Origin of the sequence: Mycobacterium gordonae, from assembly GCF_017086405.1 — a bacterium.
GTDB classification, from domain to species: Bacteria; Actinomycetota; Actinomycetes; order Mycobacteriales; family Mycobacteriaceae; genus Mycobacterium; species Mycobacterium gordonae_D.
Genome location: NZ_CP070973.1, coordinates 3,686,625 through 3,706,623 on the forward strand (window position 1 = coordinate 3,686,625; position 19,999 = coordinate 3,706,623).

At 66.8% G+C, this 19,999-nt stretch carries 17 protein-coding genes and 2 riboswitches; of the genes, 10 read left to right on the forward strand and 7 right to left on the reverse strand.

Annotated elements, in window-relative coordinates; translation table 11 throughout:
* The first annotated feature begins 12 nt into the window (after positions 1–12).
* The 10 genes from JX552_RS15570 to gcvP all read left to right on the forward strand — a co-directional run bounded on the left by JX552_RS15570 (position 13) and on the right by gcvP (position 9,147).
* On the forward strand, positions 13–603 hold the full coding sequence (locus JX552_RS15570; RefSeq protein ID WP_205872974.1) for a CDP-alcohol phosphatidyltransferase family protein: 591 nt from the start codon (positions 13–15) through the stop codon (positions 601–603).
* Positions 596–1,519, forward strand: a complete 924-nt coding sequence (locus JX552_RS15575; RefSeq protein WP_205872975.1) for a DUF881 domain-containing protein — start codon at positions 596–598, stop codon at positions 1,517–1,519. The genes JX552_RS15570 and JX552_RS15575 overlap by 8 nt, the downstream gene beginning before the upstream one ends.
* Positions 1,516–1,848, forward strand: a complete 333-nt coding sequence (locus JX552_RS15580; RefSeq protein WP_055579108.1) for a small basic family protein — start codon at positions 1,516–1,518, stop codon at positions 1,846–1,848. Before JX552_RS15575 ends, JX552_RS15580 begins: the two co-directional genes overlap by 4 nt.
* A 5-nt stretch (positions 1,849–1,853) precedes the next feature.
* Positions 1,854–2,669, forward strand: coding sequence for a DUF881 domain-containing protein (locus tag JX552_RS15585; protein ID WP_205872976.1), 816 nt, complete (start codon positions 1,854–1,856; stop codon positions 2,667–2,669).
* Between the two features lie 25 nt (positions 2,670–2,694).
* The gene (gene gcvH, locus JX552_RS15590) at positions 2,695–3,099 is read left to right on the forward strand and encodes a glycine cleavage system protein GcvH (RefSeq protein ID WP_205872977.1); all 405 of its coding nucleotides are present in this window, start codon (positions 2,695–2,697) and stop codon (positions 3,097–3,099) included.
* A gap of 267 nt (positions 3,100–3,366) precedes the next feature.
* Positions 3,367–3,828: a glycogen accumulation regulator GarA gene (gene garA, locus JX552_RS15595; RefSeq protein WP_205878472.1), complete on the forward strand. Its 462-nt coding sequence runs from the start codon at positions 3,367–3,369 to the stop codon at positions 3,826–3,828.
* Complete coding sequence (ftsR, locus tag JX552_RS15600; RefSeq protein WP_205872978.1) at positions 3,825–4,571, forward strand: transcriptional regulator FtsR; 747 nt, start codon at positions 3,825–3,827, stop codon at positions 4,569–4,571. Before garA ends, ftsR begins: the two co-directional genes overlap by 4 nt.
* A gap of 72 nt (positions 4,572–4,643) precedes the next feature.
* Positions 4,644–5,138: a bifunctional nuclease family protein gene (locus JX552_RS15605; protein ID WP_205872979.1), complete on the forward strand. Its 495-nt coding sequence runs from the start codon at positions 4,644–4,646 to the stop codon at positions 5,136–5,138.
* A 252-nt stretch (positions 5,139–5,390) separates the two neighbouring features.
* Positions 5,391–6,014, forward strand: coding sequence for a MerR family transcriptional regulator (locus tag JX552_RS15610; protein ID WP_205872980.1), 624 nt, complete (start codon positions 5,391–5,393; stop codon positions 6,012–6,014).
* A 30-nt stretch (positions 6,015–6,044) separates the two neighbouring features.
* Positions 6,045–6,142, forward strand: a riboswitch (glycine riboswitch).
* Positions 6,143–6,266, forward strand: a riboswitch (glycine riboswitch).
* A 40-nt stretch (positions 6,267–6,306) separates the two neighbouring features.
* Complete coding sequence (gene gcvP, locus JX552_RS15615; protein ID WP_205872981.1) at positions 6,307–9,147, forward strand: aminomethyl-transferring glycine dehydrogenase; 2,841 nt, start codon at positions 6,307–6,309, stop codon at positions 9,145–9,147.
* 1 nt (position 9,148) lies between these two features.
* Here gcvP and JX552_RS15620 read toward each other — a convergent pair whose 3' ends face one another.
* From JX552_RS15620 to gndA, 7 genes are all read right to left on the reverse strand, one after another.
* Positions 9,149–10,009 carry a haloalkane dehalogenase gene (locus tag JX552_RS15620; RefSeq protein WP_205872982.1) on the reverse strand — a complete coding sequence of 287 codons (861 nt, stop codon included), beginning with the start codon at positions 10,007–10,009 and terminating at the stop codon, positions 9,149–9,151.
* Between the two features lie 15 nt (positions 10,010–10,024).
* Positions 10,025–12,091, reverse strand: coding sequence for a substrate-binding domain-containing protein (locus JX552_RS15625; RefSeq protein ID WP_205872983.1), 2,067 nt, complete (start codon positions 12,089–12,091; stop codon positions 10,025–10,027).
* Positions 12,092–12,150: 59 nt separating this feature from the next.
* Positions 12,151–14,337 carry a malate synthase G gene (locus JX552_RS15630; protein WP_205872984.1) on the reverse strand — a complete coding sequence of 729 codons (2,187 nt, stop codon included), beginning with the start codon at positions 14,335–14,337 and terminating at the stop codon, positions 12,151–12,153.
* Positions 14,338–14,610: 273 nt separating this feature from the next.
* The gene (locus JX552_RS15635; RefSeq protein WP_205872985.1) at positions 14,611–15,663 is read right to left on the reverse strand and encodes a hemolysin family protein; all 1,053 of its coding nucleotides are present in this window, start codon (positions 15,661–15,663) and stop codon (positions 14,611–14,613) included.
* A complete protein-coding gene (locus JX552_RS15640) occupies positions 15,660–17,015 on the reverse strand; it encodes a hemolysin family protein (protein WP_205872986.1) in 1,356 nt (451 codons plus the stop codon). Before JX552_RS15640 ends, JX552_RS15635 begins: the two co-directional genes overlap by 4 nt.
* 7 nt (positions 17,016–17,022) lie before the next feature.
* On the reverse strand, positions 17,023–18,459 hold the full coding sequence (locus JX552_RS15645) for a GuaB1 family IMP dehydrogenase-related protein (protein ID WP_205872987.1): 1,437 nt from the start codon (positions 18,457–18,459) through the stop codon (positions 17,023–17,025).
* A gap of 9 nt (positions 18,460–18,468) precedes the next feature.
* Positions 18,469–19,926: an NADP-dependent phosphogluconate dehydrogenase gene (gene gndA, locus JX552_RS15650; RefSeq protein ID WP_205872988.1), complete on the reverse strand. Its 1,458-nt coding sequence runs from the start codon at positions 19,924–19,926 to the stop codon at positions 18,469–18,471.
* Positions 19,927–19,999 lie beyond the last annotated feature (73 nt).

Below are 19,999 nucleotides of genomic sequence, written 5' to 3' on the forward strand. Positions count from 1 at the left end.
ATGTCACGGCACATGGAGCCAGTGCTCGCGCAGAACCGGGTACTGACGGTGCCCAATGTGCTGAGCGTCGTCCGACTCGTGCTCATCCCCGTCTTCGTCTATCTGATGCTGGTCACGCACACCCACAGCTGGGCGGTGGCGATCCTGATGTTCAGTGGGGTTTCGGACTGGGCGGACGGCAAGATCGCCCGGCTGCTCGACCAGCAGTCGCGGCTGGGCATGCTGCTCGATCCGGCCGTCGACCGGCTCTACATGGTGACCGTGCCGATCGTGTTCGCGATCAGCGGCATCGCCCCATGGTGGTTTGTGCTGACCCTGCTGGCTCGCGACGCGGCGCTGGCCGGGACGCTGCCGCTGTTGTGGAGCCGCGGCCTGTCGGCGCTGCCTGTCACATATGTGGGTAAGGCCGCGACGTTCGCGCTGATGTCCGGGTTCCCGTTGGTCCTGCTGGGACAGTGGCACGCGCTGTGGAGCCGCGTCGTGCTGGCGTGCGGCTGGGCGTTTCTGGGCTGGGGCCTGTACATGTACCTCTGGGCATTCGTGCTCTACATCGTCCAGATGGCCTTGGTGATGCGCCGGATGCCGAAGGTCAAGCATGCCTGACCCGGATCGGCTGCTCGGAGGTTACGACCCCAACGCCGGCTACGGCACTCATGCCGCGCGGCCCCAACGGATTCCGCTGCCCTCGCTGTTGCGCGCGCTGCTGTCCGAGCATCTCGACCCCGGCTACGCCGCGGCGGCCGCCGAACGCCGCCGCCGCGGCGAACCCGACAGCCGTCGCGACCGCGCGTTCGGCTGGCTGTGGCAGGCGCTGGCCGCGACCCTGGTGGCAGCCGTGTTCGCAGCCGCGGTCGCCCAGGCCCGCTCAGTCGCGCCCGGAGTGCGCTCGGCGCAGCAGCTGCTGGCCACCAATGTTCGCCTGACGCAGGCAACGGCCACCCGGTTGGCCAAGCAGCGCAGTGCGCTGGCGGCGGAGGTCAACCAGGTGCAGCGCCTCGCCCTGGCCGACGACGCCGAGGGCCAACGGCTGCTCAACGGTTTGGACGCGCTGAGTCTGGCGGCGGCCAGCACGCCGGTGACAGGCCCCGGCTTGACCGTGACCGTGACCGACCCCGGTGCCGGGCCCAACCTTTCCGATGCGTCCAAGCAGCGGGTCAGCGGCAGCCAGCAGATCATCCTCGACCGCGACCTGCAACTGGTCGTGAATTCGCTGTGGGCCAGTGGGGCGGAGGCCATTTCGGTCGACGGCGCCCGGATCGGCCCCAACGTCACGATCCGGCAGGCGGGTGGCGCGATTCTGGTCGACAACAACCCGACCACCAGTCCCTACACCATCCTGGCGGTCGGTCCGCCGAACGCAATGCGAGACACCTTTGACCGCAGTCCCGGCTTGCGTCGGCTTAGGCTGCTGGAAAGCTCCTACGGGGTAGGGGTCAACGTGGACCTCGGCGACGGTCTGGCTCTGCCCGCCGGAGCGATCCGGGACATCAAGTTCGCCAAAGAGATTGGGCCCAAGTGATCGGTATCGCCGCGCTCGTCATCGGCATCGTGCTGGGGCTGGTGTTCCATCCGAGCGTGCCGGAGGTCATCCAGCCGTATCTGCCGATCGCGGTGGTCGCCGCGCTGGACGCGGTATTCGGCGGGCTGCGCGCCTATCTGGAACGCATCTTCGACCCGAAGGTGTTCGTCGTGTCGTTTGTCTTCAACGTTCTGGTAGCGGCTTTGATCGTCTACGTCGGCGACCAACTGGGCGTCGGGACCCAGCTGTCGACGGCGATCATCGTCGTACTCGGTATCCGGATCTTCGGCAATGCGGCCGCACTGCGACGCCGGCTGTTCGGAGCGTGACGGACATGTCCGAGACGCCGAACGGCCCCAACGACAAGCCCACCCAGCACGGCCGTCATGAGCTGCCGGGCGACCGTCCGCGCGCCGAGATCGTGCGCCGAACCGGGCTGCGGGCCATGGTGACCGGCGGGAGATCCCGGTTGGTGTTCGGCACTCTGGCGGTGCTGTTGTGCCTGGTCTTGGGTATCGCGATCGTTACTCAGGTCCGGCAGAACGAGTCCGGCGATTCGCTGGATAACGCCCGTCCCGCGGACTTGCTGGTCTTGCTGGACTCGTTGCGTCAGCGTGAGGCGACGCTGAGCACCGAGGTGGCCGACCTGCAGAACACCCTCAACACATTGCAGGCCTCGGGAAACACCGATCAGGCCGCCATCGAAAGCGCGCAGGCAAGATTGGCCGCGTTGTCCATCTTGGCCGGCGCCGTGGGCGCGACCGGCCCGGGTGTCACGGTGAAGATCGACGACCCCGGGCCCGGAGTGGCACCCGAAGTGATGCTCGACATCATCAACGAGTTGCGGGCGGCGGGCGCCGAAGCGATCCAGATCAACGACACCCGCCAGTCCGTGCGAGTCGGCGTCGACACCTGGGTCACCGGTTCGGCGGGTGCCCTCACCATCGACAGTAAGGCGTTCTCCCCGCCGTATTCCCTTCTGGCGATTGGCGATCCGCCCACCCTGGCGGCGGCCATGAACATTCCAGGTGGGGCAGAGGACAGCGTCAAGCGAGTGGGCGGACGCATGTCGGTGCAGCAGGCCGACCGCGTTGAAGTGGCCACCTTGCGACAACCAAAACCGCACCAATACGCTCAGCCCGGCAAGTGAACCACCCGACCAGAACAGGATCACCGTGACCGATATCCCGTCCGATCTGCACTACACCACCGAGCACGAATGGGTTCGCCGCAGCGCAGAAGACACCATCCGGGTAGGGATCACCGATTTCGCTCAGTCGGCGCTTGGTGACGTCGTCTTCGTCCAGTTGCCCGACGTGGGCGCCGAGCTCAGGGCCGGCGATTCGTTCGGCGAGGTGGAATCGACGAAATCGGTCTCGGACCTCTACGCGCCGATATCGGGCAAGGTGTCGGCGGTCAACGGCGACCTGGAGAGCACGCCGCAGTTGTTGAATTCCGACCCCTACGGCGAAGGCTGGCTGGTGGAACTCCAGGTCGACGGCGCCGACGTCGGCGCACTCGATGCCGCGATCGCCGAACTGCTCGACGCGGAGGCGTACCGCGGCACGCTCACCGAATGACAGTTGCTAAGGTCCCGAAAGCGTTGCGTGGCAGGATGCGGGACCGGTCGGGGGATTCGGTACAGATCTAGGAGAAGCCGGGATGTCGGGCTTAGGATCCTGCAGGGGTCGGCACACTGCCGACTCGTGCGCGGTACGGTCAAGACATCGGTTATTTCAAGCAGTGAACAGCAGCGCAGTGCAGGCGGTAGATCCGAGTGGGCGACCGGCCAAACGGCCCGGTCAGATAACGCCACAGCGGCCAGTGAGGAGCAGCGGGTGACGGACATGGATAACGACCAGAGTGACGAAGTCACCGTGGAGACGACCTCGGTCTTCCGCGCCGACTTCCTCAACGAACTGGACGCGCCCGCGCAGTCGGGTAGCGAGAGTTCGGTGTCCGGGGTGGAGGGACTCCCGGCGGGCTCGGCGTTGCTGGTCGTCAAACGCGGACCCAACGCCGGTTCACGCTTCTTGCTGGACCAGGCCATCACGTCCGCCGGTCGGCACCCCGACAGCGACATCTTCCTCGACGACGTCACGGTGAGCCGCCGGCACGCCGAATTCCGTTTGGAAGGCGGCGAGTTCAACGTCGTCGACGTCGGCAGCCTAAACGGCACGTACGTCAATCGCGAGCCGGTGGATTCCGCCGTGCTGGCCAACGGGGACGAGGTCCAGATCGGGAAGTTCCGCCTGGTATTTCTGACCGGCCCCAAGGGTGACGACGACGGGGGATCCGGGGGCCAGTGACCGCGCCCGATAGCCCTGCGCTCGCCGGGATGTCGATCGGGGCGGTCCTGGACTTGCTGCGACCCGACTTTCCCGACGTCACGATCTCCAAGATCCGTTTCCTGGAGGCCGAAGGGCTGGTGACGCCACAGCGCGCGGCGTCGGGTTATCGGAGGTTCACCGCATACGACTGCGCGCGCTTGCGGTTCATCCTCACCGCCCAGCGGGACCACTATCTGCCTCTGAAGGTGATCAGGGCTCAGCTGGACGCCTTGCCCGATGGAGAACTGCCGGCCATCGGATCGCCTTACGGCGTACCGCGATTGGTGTCGGTGGCCGACAGCGCCGGACCCGAGGCGGGCCCGGCCGACCCCGCCGCTGTGGCACCCACTCGCATCCGCCTCAGCCGCGAAGACCTGCTCGAGCGTTCCGGAGTGGACGACGGGCTGCTGACCGCCCTGCTGAAAGCCGGCGTCATCACCACCGGGCCGGGCGGCTTTTTCGACGAACACGCCGTGGTGATTCTTCAGTGTGCGCGGGCGCTGGCCGATTACGGGGTCGAGCCCAGACATCTGCGGGCATTCCGGTCTGCGGCCGATCGGCAATCGGATCTGATCGCCCAGATCGCCGGGCCACTGGTCAAGGCTGACAAAGCCGGCGCACGTGACCGTGCCGACGACCTGGCTCGGGAGGTCGCCGCGCTGGCAATCACATTGCACACCTCACTGATCAAGTCCGCCGTTCGCGACGTACTGCACCGCTGAGGACTAGACTTTCCTCGACAGCGGGTATTCGGCGAATCGAGTCCAAGCAGCGCGCGCGGAGGGCAGACACAGATGGGTGAAGTTCGTGTTGTCGGCATTCGTGTCGAGCAGCCCCAGAACCAGCCGGTGCTGCTGCTGCGCGAGGCAAATGGTGACCGCTACCTGCCGATCTGGATCGGGCAGTCGGAGGCTGCGGCGATCGCGCTGGAGCAACAGGGGGTGGAGCCACCCCGCCCGCTCACCCATGACCTGATCAGGGATCTCATTGCGGCGCTTGGCCATTCGCTCAAAGAGGTGCGTATTGTGGATTTGCAGGAAGGCACCTTCTACGCCGACCTGATCTTCGACCGCGACATCAAGGTGTCGGCCCGGCCGTCGGACTCGGTGGCGATCGCCCTGCGCGTCGGTGTGCCTATTTACGTCGAGGAGGCAGTCCTCGCCCAGGCCGGTCTGTTAATTCCCGACGAGGGCGACGAGGAGGCCGGCAGCGCCGTCCGCGAGGACGAGGTGGAGAAGTTCAAGGAGTTTCTCGACAGCGTCTCCCCGGACGACTTCAAGGCGACCTGACCGGCACACCCGGTACCCACCGAACGTCACGGATGCATCTCATATCACACAACGGAATGTCGACACGCCTGGGAGATATCGCTGACTCATCCGGACTGCAGCCATACTTTGGTGACGAGTTGATGATCGACCACAGCACAGCAGCCACCGGACAGCGTATGCTTTCTAACACTCGAACCTGAGAGAACGTGGCTGTTGGGGCAGCCAGTGCCGCAGCTAGTGACAACAGCGCGATCGGCGAGAGGACGCACCGTGAGCGAGCAGCCACGTCAAGGACAGCTGGATCTTGCCGACCACCCGGCCACCGCGGCGAAAGCCACCAACAGCGCCGCCGGCCCCGTACAGCCCGGCCTGTTCCCCGACGATTCGGTGCCGGATGAACTGGTGGGCTACCGCGGACCGAGCGCATGTCAGATCGCCGGGATCACCTACCGCCAGCTGGACTACTGGGCCCGTACCTCGTTGGTGGTGCCGTCGATCCGCAGCGCGGCCGGATCGGGTAGCCAGCGCCTCTATTCGTTTAAGGACATTCTGGTCCTCAAGATCGTCAAGCGGCTCCTGGACACCGGCATCTCCCTGCACAACATCCGGGTCGCAGTCGATCACCTGCGCCAACGCGGCGTGCAGGACCTGGCCAACATCACCCTGTTCTCCGACGGCACGAGTGTCTACGAGTGCACTTCGGCCGAAGAGGTCGTCGACCTGTTGCAGGGTGGTCAGGGCGTCTTCGGCATCGCCGTGTCCGGCGCAATGCGCGAGCTGACCGGCGTCATCGCCGATTTTCCCGGCGAGCGGGCCGACGGCGGCGAGTCGATCGCCGCGCCGGAGGACGAGCTGGCCTCACGTCGCAAGCACCGCGACCGCAAGATCGGCTAGTCGATCGGCGGCGTAAACTGGTAGCCGCATCGCTCTCGCGCGGGAGAGTTCTGTGGCCGCCAGCCACAGACGCCGAAGGAGCAATACCTCTCCGTCAACCTCTCAGGCACCCGGACCGCCCGAGATAACGATGCCTCTGGAAAGCGGCTTGACCGGACACGGTCATCAAGCACAGCCCGCCGATGGGGAAAGGCGCCACACGCGCCGAATCTCTCAGGCGCCCGGCGCACGGGTAAAGACAGAGGGAGAGGGCCCCGTGTCCAGTGGTGCCCTATGTCAGGAGATTCGCCTCGTGTCTGGAAAATCGACGCCCGACCCTTCCACGTTCGCAGACCGGCACATCGGTTTGGACGACTCTGCCGTTGCGACAATGCTCGATGTCATCGGCGTCGGCTCGCTGGATGAACTGGCCGCCAAGGCGGTGCCTAGCGGCATACTCGACACGCTGACCCCCGGCGGCCTCGCCCCTGGCCTGGATCAATTACCGCCGGCGGCCACCGAAGCCGAAGCGCTGGCCGAACTGCGGGCGCTGGCCGACAGCAACACCGTCGCGGTGTCCATGATCGGGCAGGGTTACTACGACACGCTCACGCCGCCGGTGCTGCTGCGCAACATCATGGAGAACCCGGCCTGGTACACCGCTTACACGCCGTACCAGCCCGAAATCAGCCAGGGCCGGCTGGAAGCACTCCTGAACTTCCAGACCATGGTCACCGACCTCACCGGCCTCGAGATCGCCAACGCCTCGATGCTGGACGAGGGCACCGCGGCCGCCGAGGCGATGACAATGATGCACCGCGCATACCGGGGCCCGGCGAACCGGCTGGCGGTCGACGTGGACGTGTTCCCGCAGACTGCCGCGATCCTGGCCACCCGGGCCAGGCCACTGAATATCGAGATCGTCACCGCCGACCTGCGTGACGGCCTGCCCGAGGGTGAATTCTTTGGCGTCATCGCCCAACTGCCCGGGGCCAGCGGCCGGATCACCGACTGGACGGCTCTGGTGCAGCAGGCTCACGACCGTGGCGCGCTGGTGGCCATCGGTGCCGACTTACTCGCCCTGACCTTGGTGACGCCACCGGGTGAGATCGGTGCCGACGTCACGTTCGGTAGCACCCAACGGTTTGGCGTGCCAATGGGATTCGGCGGCCCACACGCCGGTTACCTGGCGGTGCACACTAAGCATGCCCGGCAGTTGCCGGGCCGGCTGGTCGGGGTTTCCAGAGACTCAGATGGCGCCGACGCCTACCGCCTGGCGCTGCAGACCCGTGAACAACACATCCGCCGCGACAAGGCGACCAGCAATATCTGTACGGCGCAGGTGCTGCTGGCGGTGATGGCCGCCATGTACGCCAGCTATCACGGTCCTGATGGACTGACCGCCATCGCACGCAGGGTGCATTCGCATGCCGAGAGCATCGCCGGAGCGCTGGGCGAGGCGCTGGTGCACGACCGCTTTTTCGACACCGTGCTGGCGCATGTGCCGGGTCGCGCGGACGAAGTGGTGGCCGCGGCGAAGGCCAGCGGCGTCAACCTCTGGCGGGTCGACGCCGACCACGTGTCGGTGGCGTGCGACGAAGCGACCACCGACGCTCACGTCGCCGCGGTGCTCGAGGCGTTCGGGGTGTCGGCCAGCGAGCCCGCGGGGAGCGATATCGCTACCCGCACATCAGAATTCCTGACTCATCCGGCCTTTCACCGGTACCGCACCGAGACGTCGATGATGCGGTACCTGCGCACCTTGGCGGACAAGGACATCGCCCTGGACCGCAGCATGATTCCGCTCGGCTCGTGCACCATGAAGCTGAACGCGGCCGCGGAGATGGAGGCGATCACCTGGCCGGAGTTCGGTCGCCAGCACCCGTTCGCCCCGGTCTCCGACACTCCGGGCCTGCGCCGATTGATCTCCGACTTGGAGAGCTGGCTGGTTGCTATCACCGGCTACGACGCCGTCTCGCTGCAGCCCAACGCGGGTTCGCAAGGCGAGTACGCGGGGTTGCTGGCCATCCACGACTATCACGCCGCCCGCGGCGAACCGCACCGCGACATCTGCCTGATCCCGTCGAGCGCGCACGGCACCAACGCGGCCTCGGCCGCGCTCGCCGGCATGCGGGTAGTGGTGGTGGGCTGCCACGAGAACGGCGACGTCGACCTCGATGATCTGCGGGCCAAGGTCGGCGAACACGCGGACCGGCTCTCGGCGCTGATGATCACCTATCCGTCCACACACGGGGTCTACGAACACGACATCGCCGACATCTGCGCCGCCGTGCACGACGCCGGCGGCCAGGTCTACGTGGACGGCGCCAACCTGAATGCGCTGGTGGGCCTGGCCCGACCGGGTAAATTCGGGGGCGACGTCAGTCACCTGAATCTGCACAAGACGTTCTGCATCCCGCACGGCGGCGGCGGCCCCGGCGTCGGACCGGTGGCGGTGCGGTCGCACCTGGCGAAATTCCTGCCCGGCCACCCCTACGCATCCGAGTTACCGCAGGGACACCCGGTCTCCGCCGCACCCTACGGGTCAGCGTCGATTCTGCCGATCAGCTGGGCCTACATCAGGATGATGGGCGGTGACGGTCTGCGGGCGGCCTCGCTGACGGCGATCGCGTCGGCCAACTACATCGCGCGCCGCCTCGACGAGTACTTCCCGGTGCTGTACACCGGTGAGAACGGCATGGTGGCCCACGAGTGCATCCTGGATCTGCGCGGCATCACCAAGTCGACCGGCGTGACGGTCGACGATGTTGCGAAGCGGTTGGCGGACTACGGTTTTCACGCACCGACCATGAGCTTCCCGGTGGCCGGGACGCTGATGGTGGAGCCCACCGAGAGCGAAAGCCTGGCCGAGGTGGACGCGTTCTGCGAGGCGATGATCGGCATCCGCCGCGAGATCGACCGGGTCGGCTCGGGGCAATGGCCGGTGGACGACAACCCGCTGCGCGGCGCGCCGCACACGGCCGAGTGCCTGGTGACAGCCGAGTGGAATCACCCGTACACGCGGGAGGAAGCCGCTTATCCGCTGGGAAAGACGTTCCGGCCCAAGGTGTGGCCGCCGGTCCGGCGCATCGACGGCGCCTACGGCGACCGCAACCTCGTCTGCTCGTGTCCGCCGGTCGAGGCCTTCGCCTAGCTCAGCCGAACCGGTCGAGGATCGCCGCGGCGATCTCGTCGGGGGCATCCTCCTGGATGAAGTGATTGGCGGTCGGCAATTCGACCAATACGTGATCGGGGAATGCCGCGCGCATGTGCGGCAGCGAGGGCCCCGGACGGAACGCGAAATCCCTCATACCCCAGACGAAGAGTGCGGGTTTGGCACCAAGCTTGGCCGGGACGTCCCGGCTGAGTCGCTCGAGCAGGGGATGAGCGGCAAGAATCTGCTTCGGCATCTCGGCCACGCCCCGGCGAGCTTCGGCGTCGGGCTGCACCGCCCGGTAGTGCTCCATCACCGCCGGACTGAGCCGGCGCGTCGTCCCGATCGGAATCATCTGTTTCACAAAGAAATTGCGGTGCAGGATCGCATATTGCATGGGTGGGCTGGACATCACGTGACTGAAGATCTTCGTGGTCAACACGTCCGTCGGCCAGAACCAGGTGTTGCCGAGCACCGCTCCGCGGACCCGGTCGGCACGCTCGACCGCAACGGCCATACTGACCGGACCTCCCCAGTCCTGCCCCATGGTCACAAACCCCTCGAGCCCCAGGTGATCGACGAACTCACCGACGACGCGGGCGTGTTCATCGACCTTGTAGCCGAAACCCGGCGGTCGTTCGGAGAGACCGAAACCGAGATAATCCGGTGCGATGCAGCGGAATCGGTGCCGCAGCGCGACGATGATGTCGCGATAGAGAAAGCTCCACGTGGGATTACCGTGGCAGAACAGGATGGGTGGCCCGTCGCCCTCGTCGATGTAGTGGACGCGGCCCCGCGAGCTGTCGAACCACCGCGACTCGAACGGGTACAACTGGGGGTCCGGGGTGAATTCGACGCGCATCGACTACCTCGGCGATCAACTCAGGAAATTGGTGACCGCGGTGGGCAGATCGGGCCCGGTCGAGGTCGCCAGGTTCTGGTAACTCCCGCCACTGAGCCGGGCAACCGCTTCCCAGGTGGCCCGGTCCGGATCCGCGCCGAAGTCGATCACGTTGACCGCGACCGGCCTGGCTGGGTCGGCGCTGTTCTTGATGAAGTCCTGCAACCCCGGACCATCCAGACTTTGGTCGGTGTGTGGCCCAGCAGTGATCACCAATATGGAATTCTCTTGACCGGCGCGGAAATTGGCCTGCATGTCCTGGTAGATCATGCGCAGCGTCGTGAACGAGACCGCCCCGCCGCCGGACGAATACTGCTTGTCCAAGGCAGCTGCGAGCGCCGCCGACCGAGGTTGACCATTGACCTGGTCGGTCAACGGCCCGGCCGGCACCTCGGCCCGCCCCTCGCGGCCGTCGAACGTCCACAGTCCGATGACCGCGGTGGGAGGCAATGCCTTGATCCTGCTGTCGAGTGCCGCGATCACGTTGGCGAGTCGGGTCTTGCCGCCGCCGTCATCGTTGGGCAAGGACTGGTCGAGCATGATCGTGGCGGCGACCCCGGTCGACGGAGTGGCCATGGTGTCGGCCAAGGTGGCGCGCGTGGCGTCGTCGCCGACTGACAGCGTGCCGGGCAGCGACGCGAAGCTGGTCACCTCACTGCTCGGCGGTTTCACACCGTTGACCCGGAACCCCGCCTTGGCCAGCTTCGCCAATTGCTCCGGGGTGTGCATGTAGCGGGCGAAGGCACTGGCGGCGGTGGTCTGCTCCTGCTTGAGCCAGGAGCCACTCAGCAGCACGGTCGGGTAGTCGGCCACCGCGACCGGGCCGGGGGGAATCCAGGATCCCAGCTTGCTCTTGGCATCCGGAATCGACTGGCCGCGCACGAACAGCTGCTGCTCGGTGGTGATGACGGCGTGCACCGGCGCCGCGGCCAGCTCATCGGCCTTGGTGCCCGGCTTGAGTAGGGCATTCATCGCCTCGCTCAGAGAGTCGTCAGGCAGCTTGGGTTGCGTGCTCACCAGCGTGCGAACGGCGGCGCTGCCGGACGTCGGGGGTGCGCCGGCGGGTGCCGACGCCGCGGCAATGGCCTCGCCGGCTAGGAAGGACGCGTCGCCGTTGCCGCCGACCGGCAGCGCGAGCCGCAGCGATCCCCAGTTGCCCAACGACGTCGGGTTCGATTGCAGCCCGGGCAGTGCGGCCCAGTTCTGCTTGGACAGCGTCTGGCTGAACTCCGGCCGGATGGCCAGCAGGACCGGCGAACTCACCAGCGACCGGCTGTCGCTAATGATCTTCTGCCCTGCCGCGCCGGACAGTCGGGCCGCGGAGACCGAACTACCCGGAATCCACAGGCCCGGCTGGTTGCCCAGCTCGGCCGGCCACTTTCCGATGAAGCCGCTGATGACGGCGTCGGAGTTGGCCGGCTTGACGGTGACTTCGACGCACCGGTCGCCGATGGGGCCCGCCTGTTTGTTGTAGCCCTCGGCAAGCTGCTTCACCTGGTCAGCGATCGAAGGGTCGGCCAGCACGGCGACGGAGTCCTTGCCCCCCACGCAATTAGCGGCGGCCGTGTGCGAACGGTGCGACAACGCGTCACCGAAGAACTGCCACAAGATCACCCCGGCGACCACGACGACGACGGTGACCAGCGCCACTATCACCCCGATGCTGACCCCGCGCCGGCCACCGGCGCTGCGGTGGCCACCCTGCCAGTCGCGAAGCCCGCGGTGACTCGCCCGAAACGGTGACGGCGGGGGAGTCGCAGCCGACGGCTCTGCCTCCGGCGGCTCGACGTCGGCCGCAGGCTCCGGGGCGGACGGACGGAACCCGAAGTCGGGGTAGTCATCGGCCACCGGCTGCGCGTACTCCCCGCCGAACCGACCCTGACCCCAGGTGTCGGCAAGCGGCCCAGGCTCCGGCTCCGGCTCCGGCTGGTGCGGTGCACCGAAAGCCTCGTCATCGGGCTCGCCGAAAGGCTCCTCGTCGTACGGCGCGGGTTCGCCCCCGGGCAGGGAATCCCCGGGGTCGGGCTTGCTGTGCCTACCCATGCCGGTGTCTGCGTCCTCTCCCTTGAATCATCTGCGGGTTGCCGCCCGTTCGATGCAGATCAGCCACGCGCGCGTGCTTTGAACTCCCGACGGCGGCGGTGCAGGATCGGCTCGGTGTAGCCGTTGGGCTGCTGGCCACCGGACAGAATCAGCTCCTGGGCGGCCAGGAAGGCGATGCTGTCGTCGAAGTCAGGCGCCATGGGCCGGTAGGCCGGGTCGCCCTCGTTCTGCTTGTCCACCAGCGGCGCCATCCGCTCCAGGCTGGCCCGGACGTCCTCGCTGGTGATGACGCCGTGGCGCAGCCAGTTGGCCAGCAGCTGGCTGGAGATGCGCAAGGTAGCGCGGTCCTCCATCAGCGCGACGTTGTGGATGTCGGGCACCTTCGAACACCCGACGCCCTGCTCCACCCAGCGCACCACGTAACCGAGGATCGACTGACAGTTGTTGTCCACCTCTTCGCGGATCTCCTCCGGCGCCCAAGCCAGTTCCTTGGCCAGTGGAATCGTCAACAACTCGTCGAGGGTGGTCCGCTTCTTGCCGGCCAGTTCGTCCTGGACGACCGCCACGTCCACCTGGTGGTAGTGCATCGCATGCAGGGTCGCGGCCGTCGGCGAAGGCACCCACGCGGTGGTGGCGCCGGCCTTGGGCTGGCCGATCTTCTGCTCGACCATGTCGGCCATCAACTCGGTCATCGCCCACATGCCCTTGCCGATCTGCGCCCTGCCCTTGAAGCCGGCGGCCAGGCCGGTGTCGACGTTGGCGTCCTCGTATGCCTTGATCCAGGTGCTGTTCTTCATCGCGCCTTTGCGGATCATGGGGCCCGCTTCCATCGAGGTGTGGATCTCGTCGCCGGTGCGGTCGAGGAAGCCGGTGTTGATGAACACCACCCGGTCTGCCGCGGCCTTGATGCAGGCCTTGAGGTTGACGGTGGTGCGCCGCTCCTCGTCCATGATGCCCACCTTGAGGGTGGCCTGCGGCAGCCCGAGCACGTCCTCCACGCGGCTGAACAACTCGCAGGTGAACGCGACCTCATCCGGCCCGTGCATCTTGGGCTTCACGATGTACACCGAACCGGTACGGCTGTTCTGCAGCGGGCCGTTCTGGTCACCGGTGCGCAGGCCGTGGATGGCGATCAGCCCGGTGAACAGCGCGTCCTGGATGCCTTCGGGCACCTCGTTGCCGTCGGAGTCGACAATGGCGTCGTTGGTCATCAGGTGGCCGACATTGCGCACGAACAGCAGGCTGCGGCCGGGCAGCGTCAGTTCGCCGCCGTCCGGAGTGGCGTAGGTGCGGTCCGGGTTGAGCACGCGGGTGAACGACTTGCCGTCCTTGCTGACCTCTTCGGCCAGGTCGCCCCGGTTCAGGCCGAGCCAGTTGCGGTAACCGAGCACCTTGTCGTCGGCGTCGACGGCGGTCACCGAGTCTTCGAAGTCCATGATCGTGGTGATCGCGGACTCCAGGATCACGTCCTTGATGCCCGCCGCGTCGGTCTTGCCGATGGGCGATTGCGGGTCGATCAGGATTTCCAGGTGCAGACCGTTGTTGACCAGCAGCACCGACCAGCTGGGGGAGCCCAGCTCGCCGGAGTAGCCGACGAACTTCTCCGGACTGGCCAGACCGGTCGAGTCGGAGCCGAGGGCAACCTGCAGTCGGCCGTCCTCGATGCTGACGCCGGTGGCCTGTGCCCAGGAGCCGGACGCCAGCGGCACGGCGCCGTCCAGGAACTTGCGGGCGTAGGCGATGACCTTGTCGCCGCGCACCTTGTTGTAACCCGAGCCCTTCTCGGCCCCGTCGTCTTCGGCGATGACGTCGGTGCCGTACAGCGCGTCATACAGCGAGCCCCACCGCGCGTTAGCGGCGTTGAGCGCGAACCGCGCGTTGAGCACCGGCACCACCAGCTGCGGGCCTGCGGTGGTGGTGATCTCGTCGTCAACGCCCGAGGTGGTGATGGTGAAGTCTTCGGGTTCGGGTCGCAGGTAGCCGATCTCGGTCAGGAATTCCCGGTAGGCGTCCTGGTCGACCGGTGCGATCACCCGCTGCTTGTGCCACTTGTCGATCTGGGCCTGCAGCTCGTCGCGCGTCGCCAGCAGGTCCTGGTTGCGGGGGGTGAGGTCGGTGACGACTTTGTCGACGCCCGCCCAGAAGCTGTCCGGGTCGATACCGGTGCCGGGCAGTGCCTCGTTGTTCACGAAGTCATAGAGCACGCGAGCCACGCGCAGGTTGCCTTCGGTCACCCGATCAGTCATCGTTCTCCTCCGTAATGGCCTTACCGGCCCCTCACCAGCGTCGCCGAACCATCGCCAGACCCGCCGACTAGCTACCGTCAGACTACCGATGGGTAGCTCGACGAGCCTAGCCCGGCCGACCCGCAGTGCCAGGTCACGGCGCGCTGACAGCTTCGCCCGCAGCACCGCAGCGGGCCCGGTGAATCGCTTTCTGGCAACGCGGACACATGGGATTTCCTTCCCGCCAGCACTTGTCTGGTACCCGCGGCCGCTCAGATCATACGGGCTTGTCGATCACTCCCGGGGTGCCCGGTCGCGCATGCTGCCGACCAGGTCCTCCACCAGATCCTCCAACGCCACCAGCGCGACTACCGCGCCGTCATCGGCTGTCACCAGCGCCAGATGGCTGTTGCTGCGGCGCATCCGCGACAGCGCGTCGGGCAACCCCAGCGCCTGCGGAATCGTCGGCAGCGGACGGACCAGCGCCCGACCGATCACCGTGTGCGGATTATCACCGAGGGCGAGCACATCCTTGATGTGCAGATAGCCGACGTAGTTGCCGTCGCGGTCCACCACCGGGAAACGGGAATAGCCGGTCTGCGCCAGGGCCTGCTCGACCGCACCGATGGTTGGGCCGGAACCCACCGAGGCGACCGAGACCGCGTGCACCTTCGCAAGCGGGACCGCGACGTCTCCGACCACGCGAGTCCGCACCCGCAATGCGCGGGTCAGCCGCACGTGCTCCTCCTGGTCGAGCAGGCCCTCCGACAGCGATTCGGCGATTAGTTCCGACAACTCTGCGGTGGACACCGTGATGTCGAGTTCGTCCTTGGGTTGCACCCCAATCAGGCGCAGTATCCCGTTCGCACACCTGTTGTAGAAGCCGATGACCGGGCGCGCGGCGCGCACATAGGGAAGATAGGCAGGAACCAAAAGCATCGCGGTGCGTTCCGGCCCGGCCAGTGCGATGTTCTTGGGCACCATTTCACCGAGTAATACGTGCAGCGTCACCACCAGCGCCAACGCCAGGATGAAGGCCAGCGTGTGCAGTACCGCGGCATGCATGCCGGTCAGCTCGAACGATGACTCCAACAGCGATGCGACGGCCGGCTCGGCGATCCGGCCCAGCAGTAGTGATGCCACCGTGACGCCCAGTTGGGCCCCGGCCAGCATCGCCGGCAGTTGTTCGCCGGCGCGGATGACGGTGACCGCGCTGGCCCTGCCCTGCTCGGCAAGGGCCTCCAGGCGGTCGCGGCGCGCGGAGATCATGGCGAACTCCGCGCCGACGAAGAAGGCGTTCAGCGCGATCAGCAGGATCGCTAACAGAATTGCGACGACGGGGTTCACCGGTCACCCCGGTCCACTCGGGGCAGTTCCTTGAGCTCGAGCAGGTCCAGCCGGCGCCCGTCCAACTGCACGACCTTGGCCTCCCAGCGCATCGTCTCGTCGGGCAGACCGTCCCGGTTCAGGGCGGGCAGCTCGACGGTCTCGCCGGCCACCGGGATGTGACCGAGCTCGCGCAGTACCAGGCCGCCGATCGTCTCGTAGGGACCTTCCGGCGCCCGGTAACCGATCGCCGTCTCCACTTCGTCGATGCGCAACAGACCCGATATCCGCCAGCCGCTGCCGTGGGCCACTACATCCGGCGTGGCGTCGTCGTGCTCGTCGCGGACGTCGCCGACGATCTCCTCGATCAAGTCCTCGACGGTCACCATGCCGGCGGTGCCGCCGTATTCATCGACCACCATGGCCGTCTGCAGTGAGTTGGCGCGGATCTGAGCCATCACGGCATCGCCGTCTAGCGTCGACGGCACCACCGCGACCGGCTTGACCACCGTGCGGAGCAAAGTGTGCGCCCGCTGCGCCGCCGGTACCTGGAAGGCCTGTTTGACGTGCACGATGCCGACGGTCTCGTCCAGATCGCCCTGCACGACCGGAAACCGCGAGAAGCCGGTGGCGGCGACCGCGGCCACCAGATCGGTGACGGTGTCGTCGGTCTGCAGGGCGACGATCTTGGACCGCGGCGTCATCAGCTCCTCGGCGGTTCGTGTGCCGAATTGCAGTGAACGGTGCATCAACGACGCGGTGACGTCGTCCAGCGAACCGCGGCGGGCCGAGGTGCGCACCAGGGAGACCAGTTCCTGGGGTGTGCGTGCCGACCGCAGTTCCTCGGCCGGTTCGATGCCGAGGCGCCGCACGATCCAGTTCGCCGCCCCGTTGGTCATCCGGATCGCAGGTGTGAACAGCACCGAGAACAGCCACTGCGGCAGCACCACCGCACGTGCGGTCCGCAGGGGCCGGGCGACACCAAGGTATTTGGGCACCAGCTCACCGAAGACCATCGATACCGACGTCACGACGACCAACGCCAGCACCGTGGTGATGGTGTCGGCCACCTTGTCGGAGATACCCAGCGCATCCAGCCACGGATGCGGCAGCGCCGCCACCAACGGTTCGGTCAGGTAACCGGTGGCCAGCGTGGTGATCGAGATGCCCAGCTGCGCACCCGAGAGCTGGAACGACAGCCTGCGGTGGGCCCGGCGGATCAACCGGTCCCGGCCCCTTCCGGTGCGCGCGTTGGCTTCCACGGTGCTGCGGTCCAGGGCGGTCAGGGAGAACTCGGATGCGACGAAGACTCCGGTGCTCAACGTCAGCGCCAGGATGGCCAGCACGCTGAGCACGGTGCCGGAGTGGTTCATGAGGGCTTCACCAGCCAGTGGGCAACGGATGCCCTTCGGCGAAGCCGGCGGCGGACTGCACACCCACCACCGCCCGCTCGTGCAGCTCTTCGAGGTTTGCGGCGCCCACATAGGTGCAGGTGCTGCGCACGCCGGAGGTGATGTGATCGATCAGGTCCTCGACGCCGCCGCGATCGGGGTCCAGCCCCATCCGCGACGTCGAGATGCCCTCCTCGAACAGGGCTTTGCGGGCCCGCTCGAACAGGCTCTCCGCACCCGAGCGGGCGACCACCGCCCGCTTGGATGCCATACCGTAGCTCTCTTTGTACGGCTGATTGTCACGATCGCGCATCAGGTCGCCGGGCGACTCGTAAGTGCCGGCGAACCACGATCCGATCATCACGTTCGAGGCTCCCGCGGTCAACGCCAGCGCCACGTCGCGCGGGTGCCGGATGCCGCCGTCCGCCCACACGTGACCGCCCAATTCTCTTGCGGCGGAAGCACATTCGATCACCGCGGAGAATTGCGGGCGGCCCACGCCGGTCATCATCCGGGTGGTGCACATCGCGCCTGGGCCCACGCCTACCTTGACGATGCCCGCACCGGCCTCGATCAAATCGCGAGTTCCCTGTGCAGACACGACGTTTCCGGCAACCAGTGGCAGGCCCAGATCCAGTGCGGCGACCATCTTGATGGCGTCCAGTGTCTTGACCTGATGCCCGTGTGCGGTGTCGATGACCAGCACGTCGACGCCGGCCTCGGCAAGCGCCTGGGCCTTGGACGCGACGTCGCCGTTGATGCCTACGGCCGCACCGATCCGCAGCCGGTTCGCACGGTCGACCGCAGGGCTGTAGATCCCGGTGCGGACGGCGGCGGTGCGAGTCAGCACCCCGGCCAGGGTGCCATCGGGGTGGGTCAGCACCGCCACGTCGATCGGCGCATGTTCGAGCAGGTCGAAGATCTTGCGCGGCTCGGTGCCCGCCGGTGCCGTCACGATATCCGTGGCGGCGATGTCGCGGACCCGGGTGAACCGGTCCACACCCACACAGGCCGATTCCCGCACCAATCCGATCGGGCGGCCCTCGAAGACCACCACCGCCACGCCGTGGGCGCGTTTGTGGATCAGCGCGATCGCATCCGACACCGAGTCGTCGGGCGCCAGTGTCACCGGGGTGTCGAGCACCAGGTCGCGGCTCTTGACGAACTCCACCGTCTGCTTGACGGCCGGGATCGGCACATCCTGCGGGATGATCACGATCCCCCCGCGGCGGGCCACCGTCTCGGCCATCCGCTTTCCCGCTACTGCCGTCATGTTGGCGACGACGACCGGAATGGTGGTCCCGGAGCCGTCGACGGTGGACAGGTCGACGTCGAACCGCGACGCGACATCGGACTGGTTGGGCACGATGAACACGTCGTTGTAGGTCAGGTCGAACCCGGGGCGGTGCCCGTCCAGGAACTTCATCGTCTCTCGCTAAGCAGGAACTTCGCTGCGGTCTCCGCTCCACAAGGTGTGGAACTTCTTGCCGGGCTCCTCGTCCGTGCGCCCGTAGGTGTGTGCGCCGAAGAAGTCGCGCAGGCCCTGGGTCAGCGCGGCTGGAAGCCGTTCGGTGCGCAACCCGTCGTAGTACGACAACGCCGAGGAGAACCCTGGAATCGGTATACCCAACTGCGTGGCAGTCACCACTACCCGCCGCCAGCTGTCGATGGCCGCTTCGATCGCGCTGCGGAAGTAGGGGGCGACGATCAGCGTGGGCAGCTCGGGATCCTCGTCGAACGCCTCTTTGATCCGGTTGAGGAACTTGGCCCGGATGATGCAACCACCGCGCCAGATGGTCGCCAAGTCGCCCGGGGTGATGTCCCAGTCGTACTCGGCGCTGCCGGCCTGGATCTGGTTGAAGCCCTGGGCGTAGGCGATGATCTTGGACGCGTAGAGCGCCTGCCGAACATCTTCGGTGAATTGCGATGCGTCGGCCGGTTTGTCACCGAGCTCACCGGACGCCAATCCCGTCGTCGCCCTGCGCTGAGCCACCGACCCTGACAACGCGCGCGCGAACACGGCCTCGGCGATGCCGGTGACCGGTACGCCCAGATCCAGCGCCGACTTCACCGTCCACCGGCCGGTGCCCTTCTGTTCGGCCTCGTCGACGATGACATCGACCAGCGGCTTGCCGGTCTTGGCGTCGGTCTGGCGCAGCACCTGCGCCGTGATCTCGACCAGGAAGCTGTCCAGGTCACCGGAGTTCCATTCGTCGAACACCTCGGCGATCTCACCCGCCGACTTGCCCAGCCCGTCGCGCAGCAGCTGGTAGGCCTCGCCGATCAGCTGCATGTCGGAGTATTCGATGCCGTTGTGCACCATCTTGACAAAGTGTCCGGCACCGTCGGGCCCGATGTGCGTGCAGCACGGCACACCGTCGACGTGCGCGGAGATCTCCTCGAGCAGGGGTCCGAGCGACTCGTAGGATTCGGCGGGCCCGCCGGGCATGATCGACGGCCCGTTCAGCGCGCCCTCCTCACCACCGGAGATGCCGGCGCCGACGAAGTGCAGGCCGCGCTCGCGGATCGCCTTCTCCCGGCGGATGGTGTCGGTGTAGAGCGCATTGCCGCCGTCGATGATGATGTCGCCCTCTTCCATGGCGTCGGCGAGCTCGTTGATGACGGCATCGGTGGGGTCGCCGGCCTTGACCATGATGATGACCCGGCGCGGCTTCTCGAGCGCGGCAAGGAATTCCGGGATCGTCTCGCTGCGCACGAAGTTGCCCTCGGAACCGTGCTCGTCCAGCAGCGCGTCGGTCTTGGCCACCGACCGGTTGTGTAGCGCCACCGTGTAGCCGTGCCGGGCGAAGTTGCGGGCCAGGTTCGACCCCATCACGGCCAGCCCGGTCACCCCGATCTGCGCGGTCGCGGTCTTCGAATCCGACGAACTCATATCCTGCCTCTCAGTCGGGCCCAGCAGTGGGGAGAACCGGGAAACCTAGGAAACCTGGGAAATACTGTCGCAC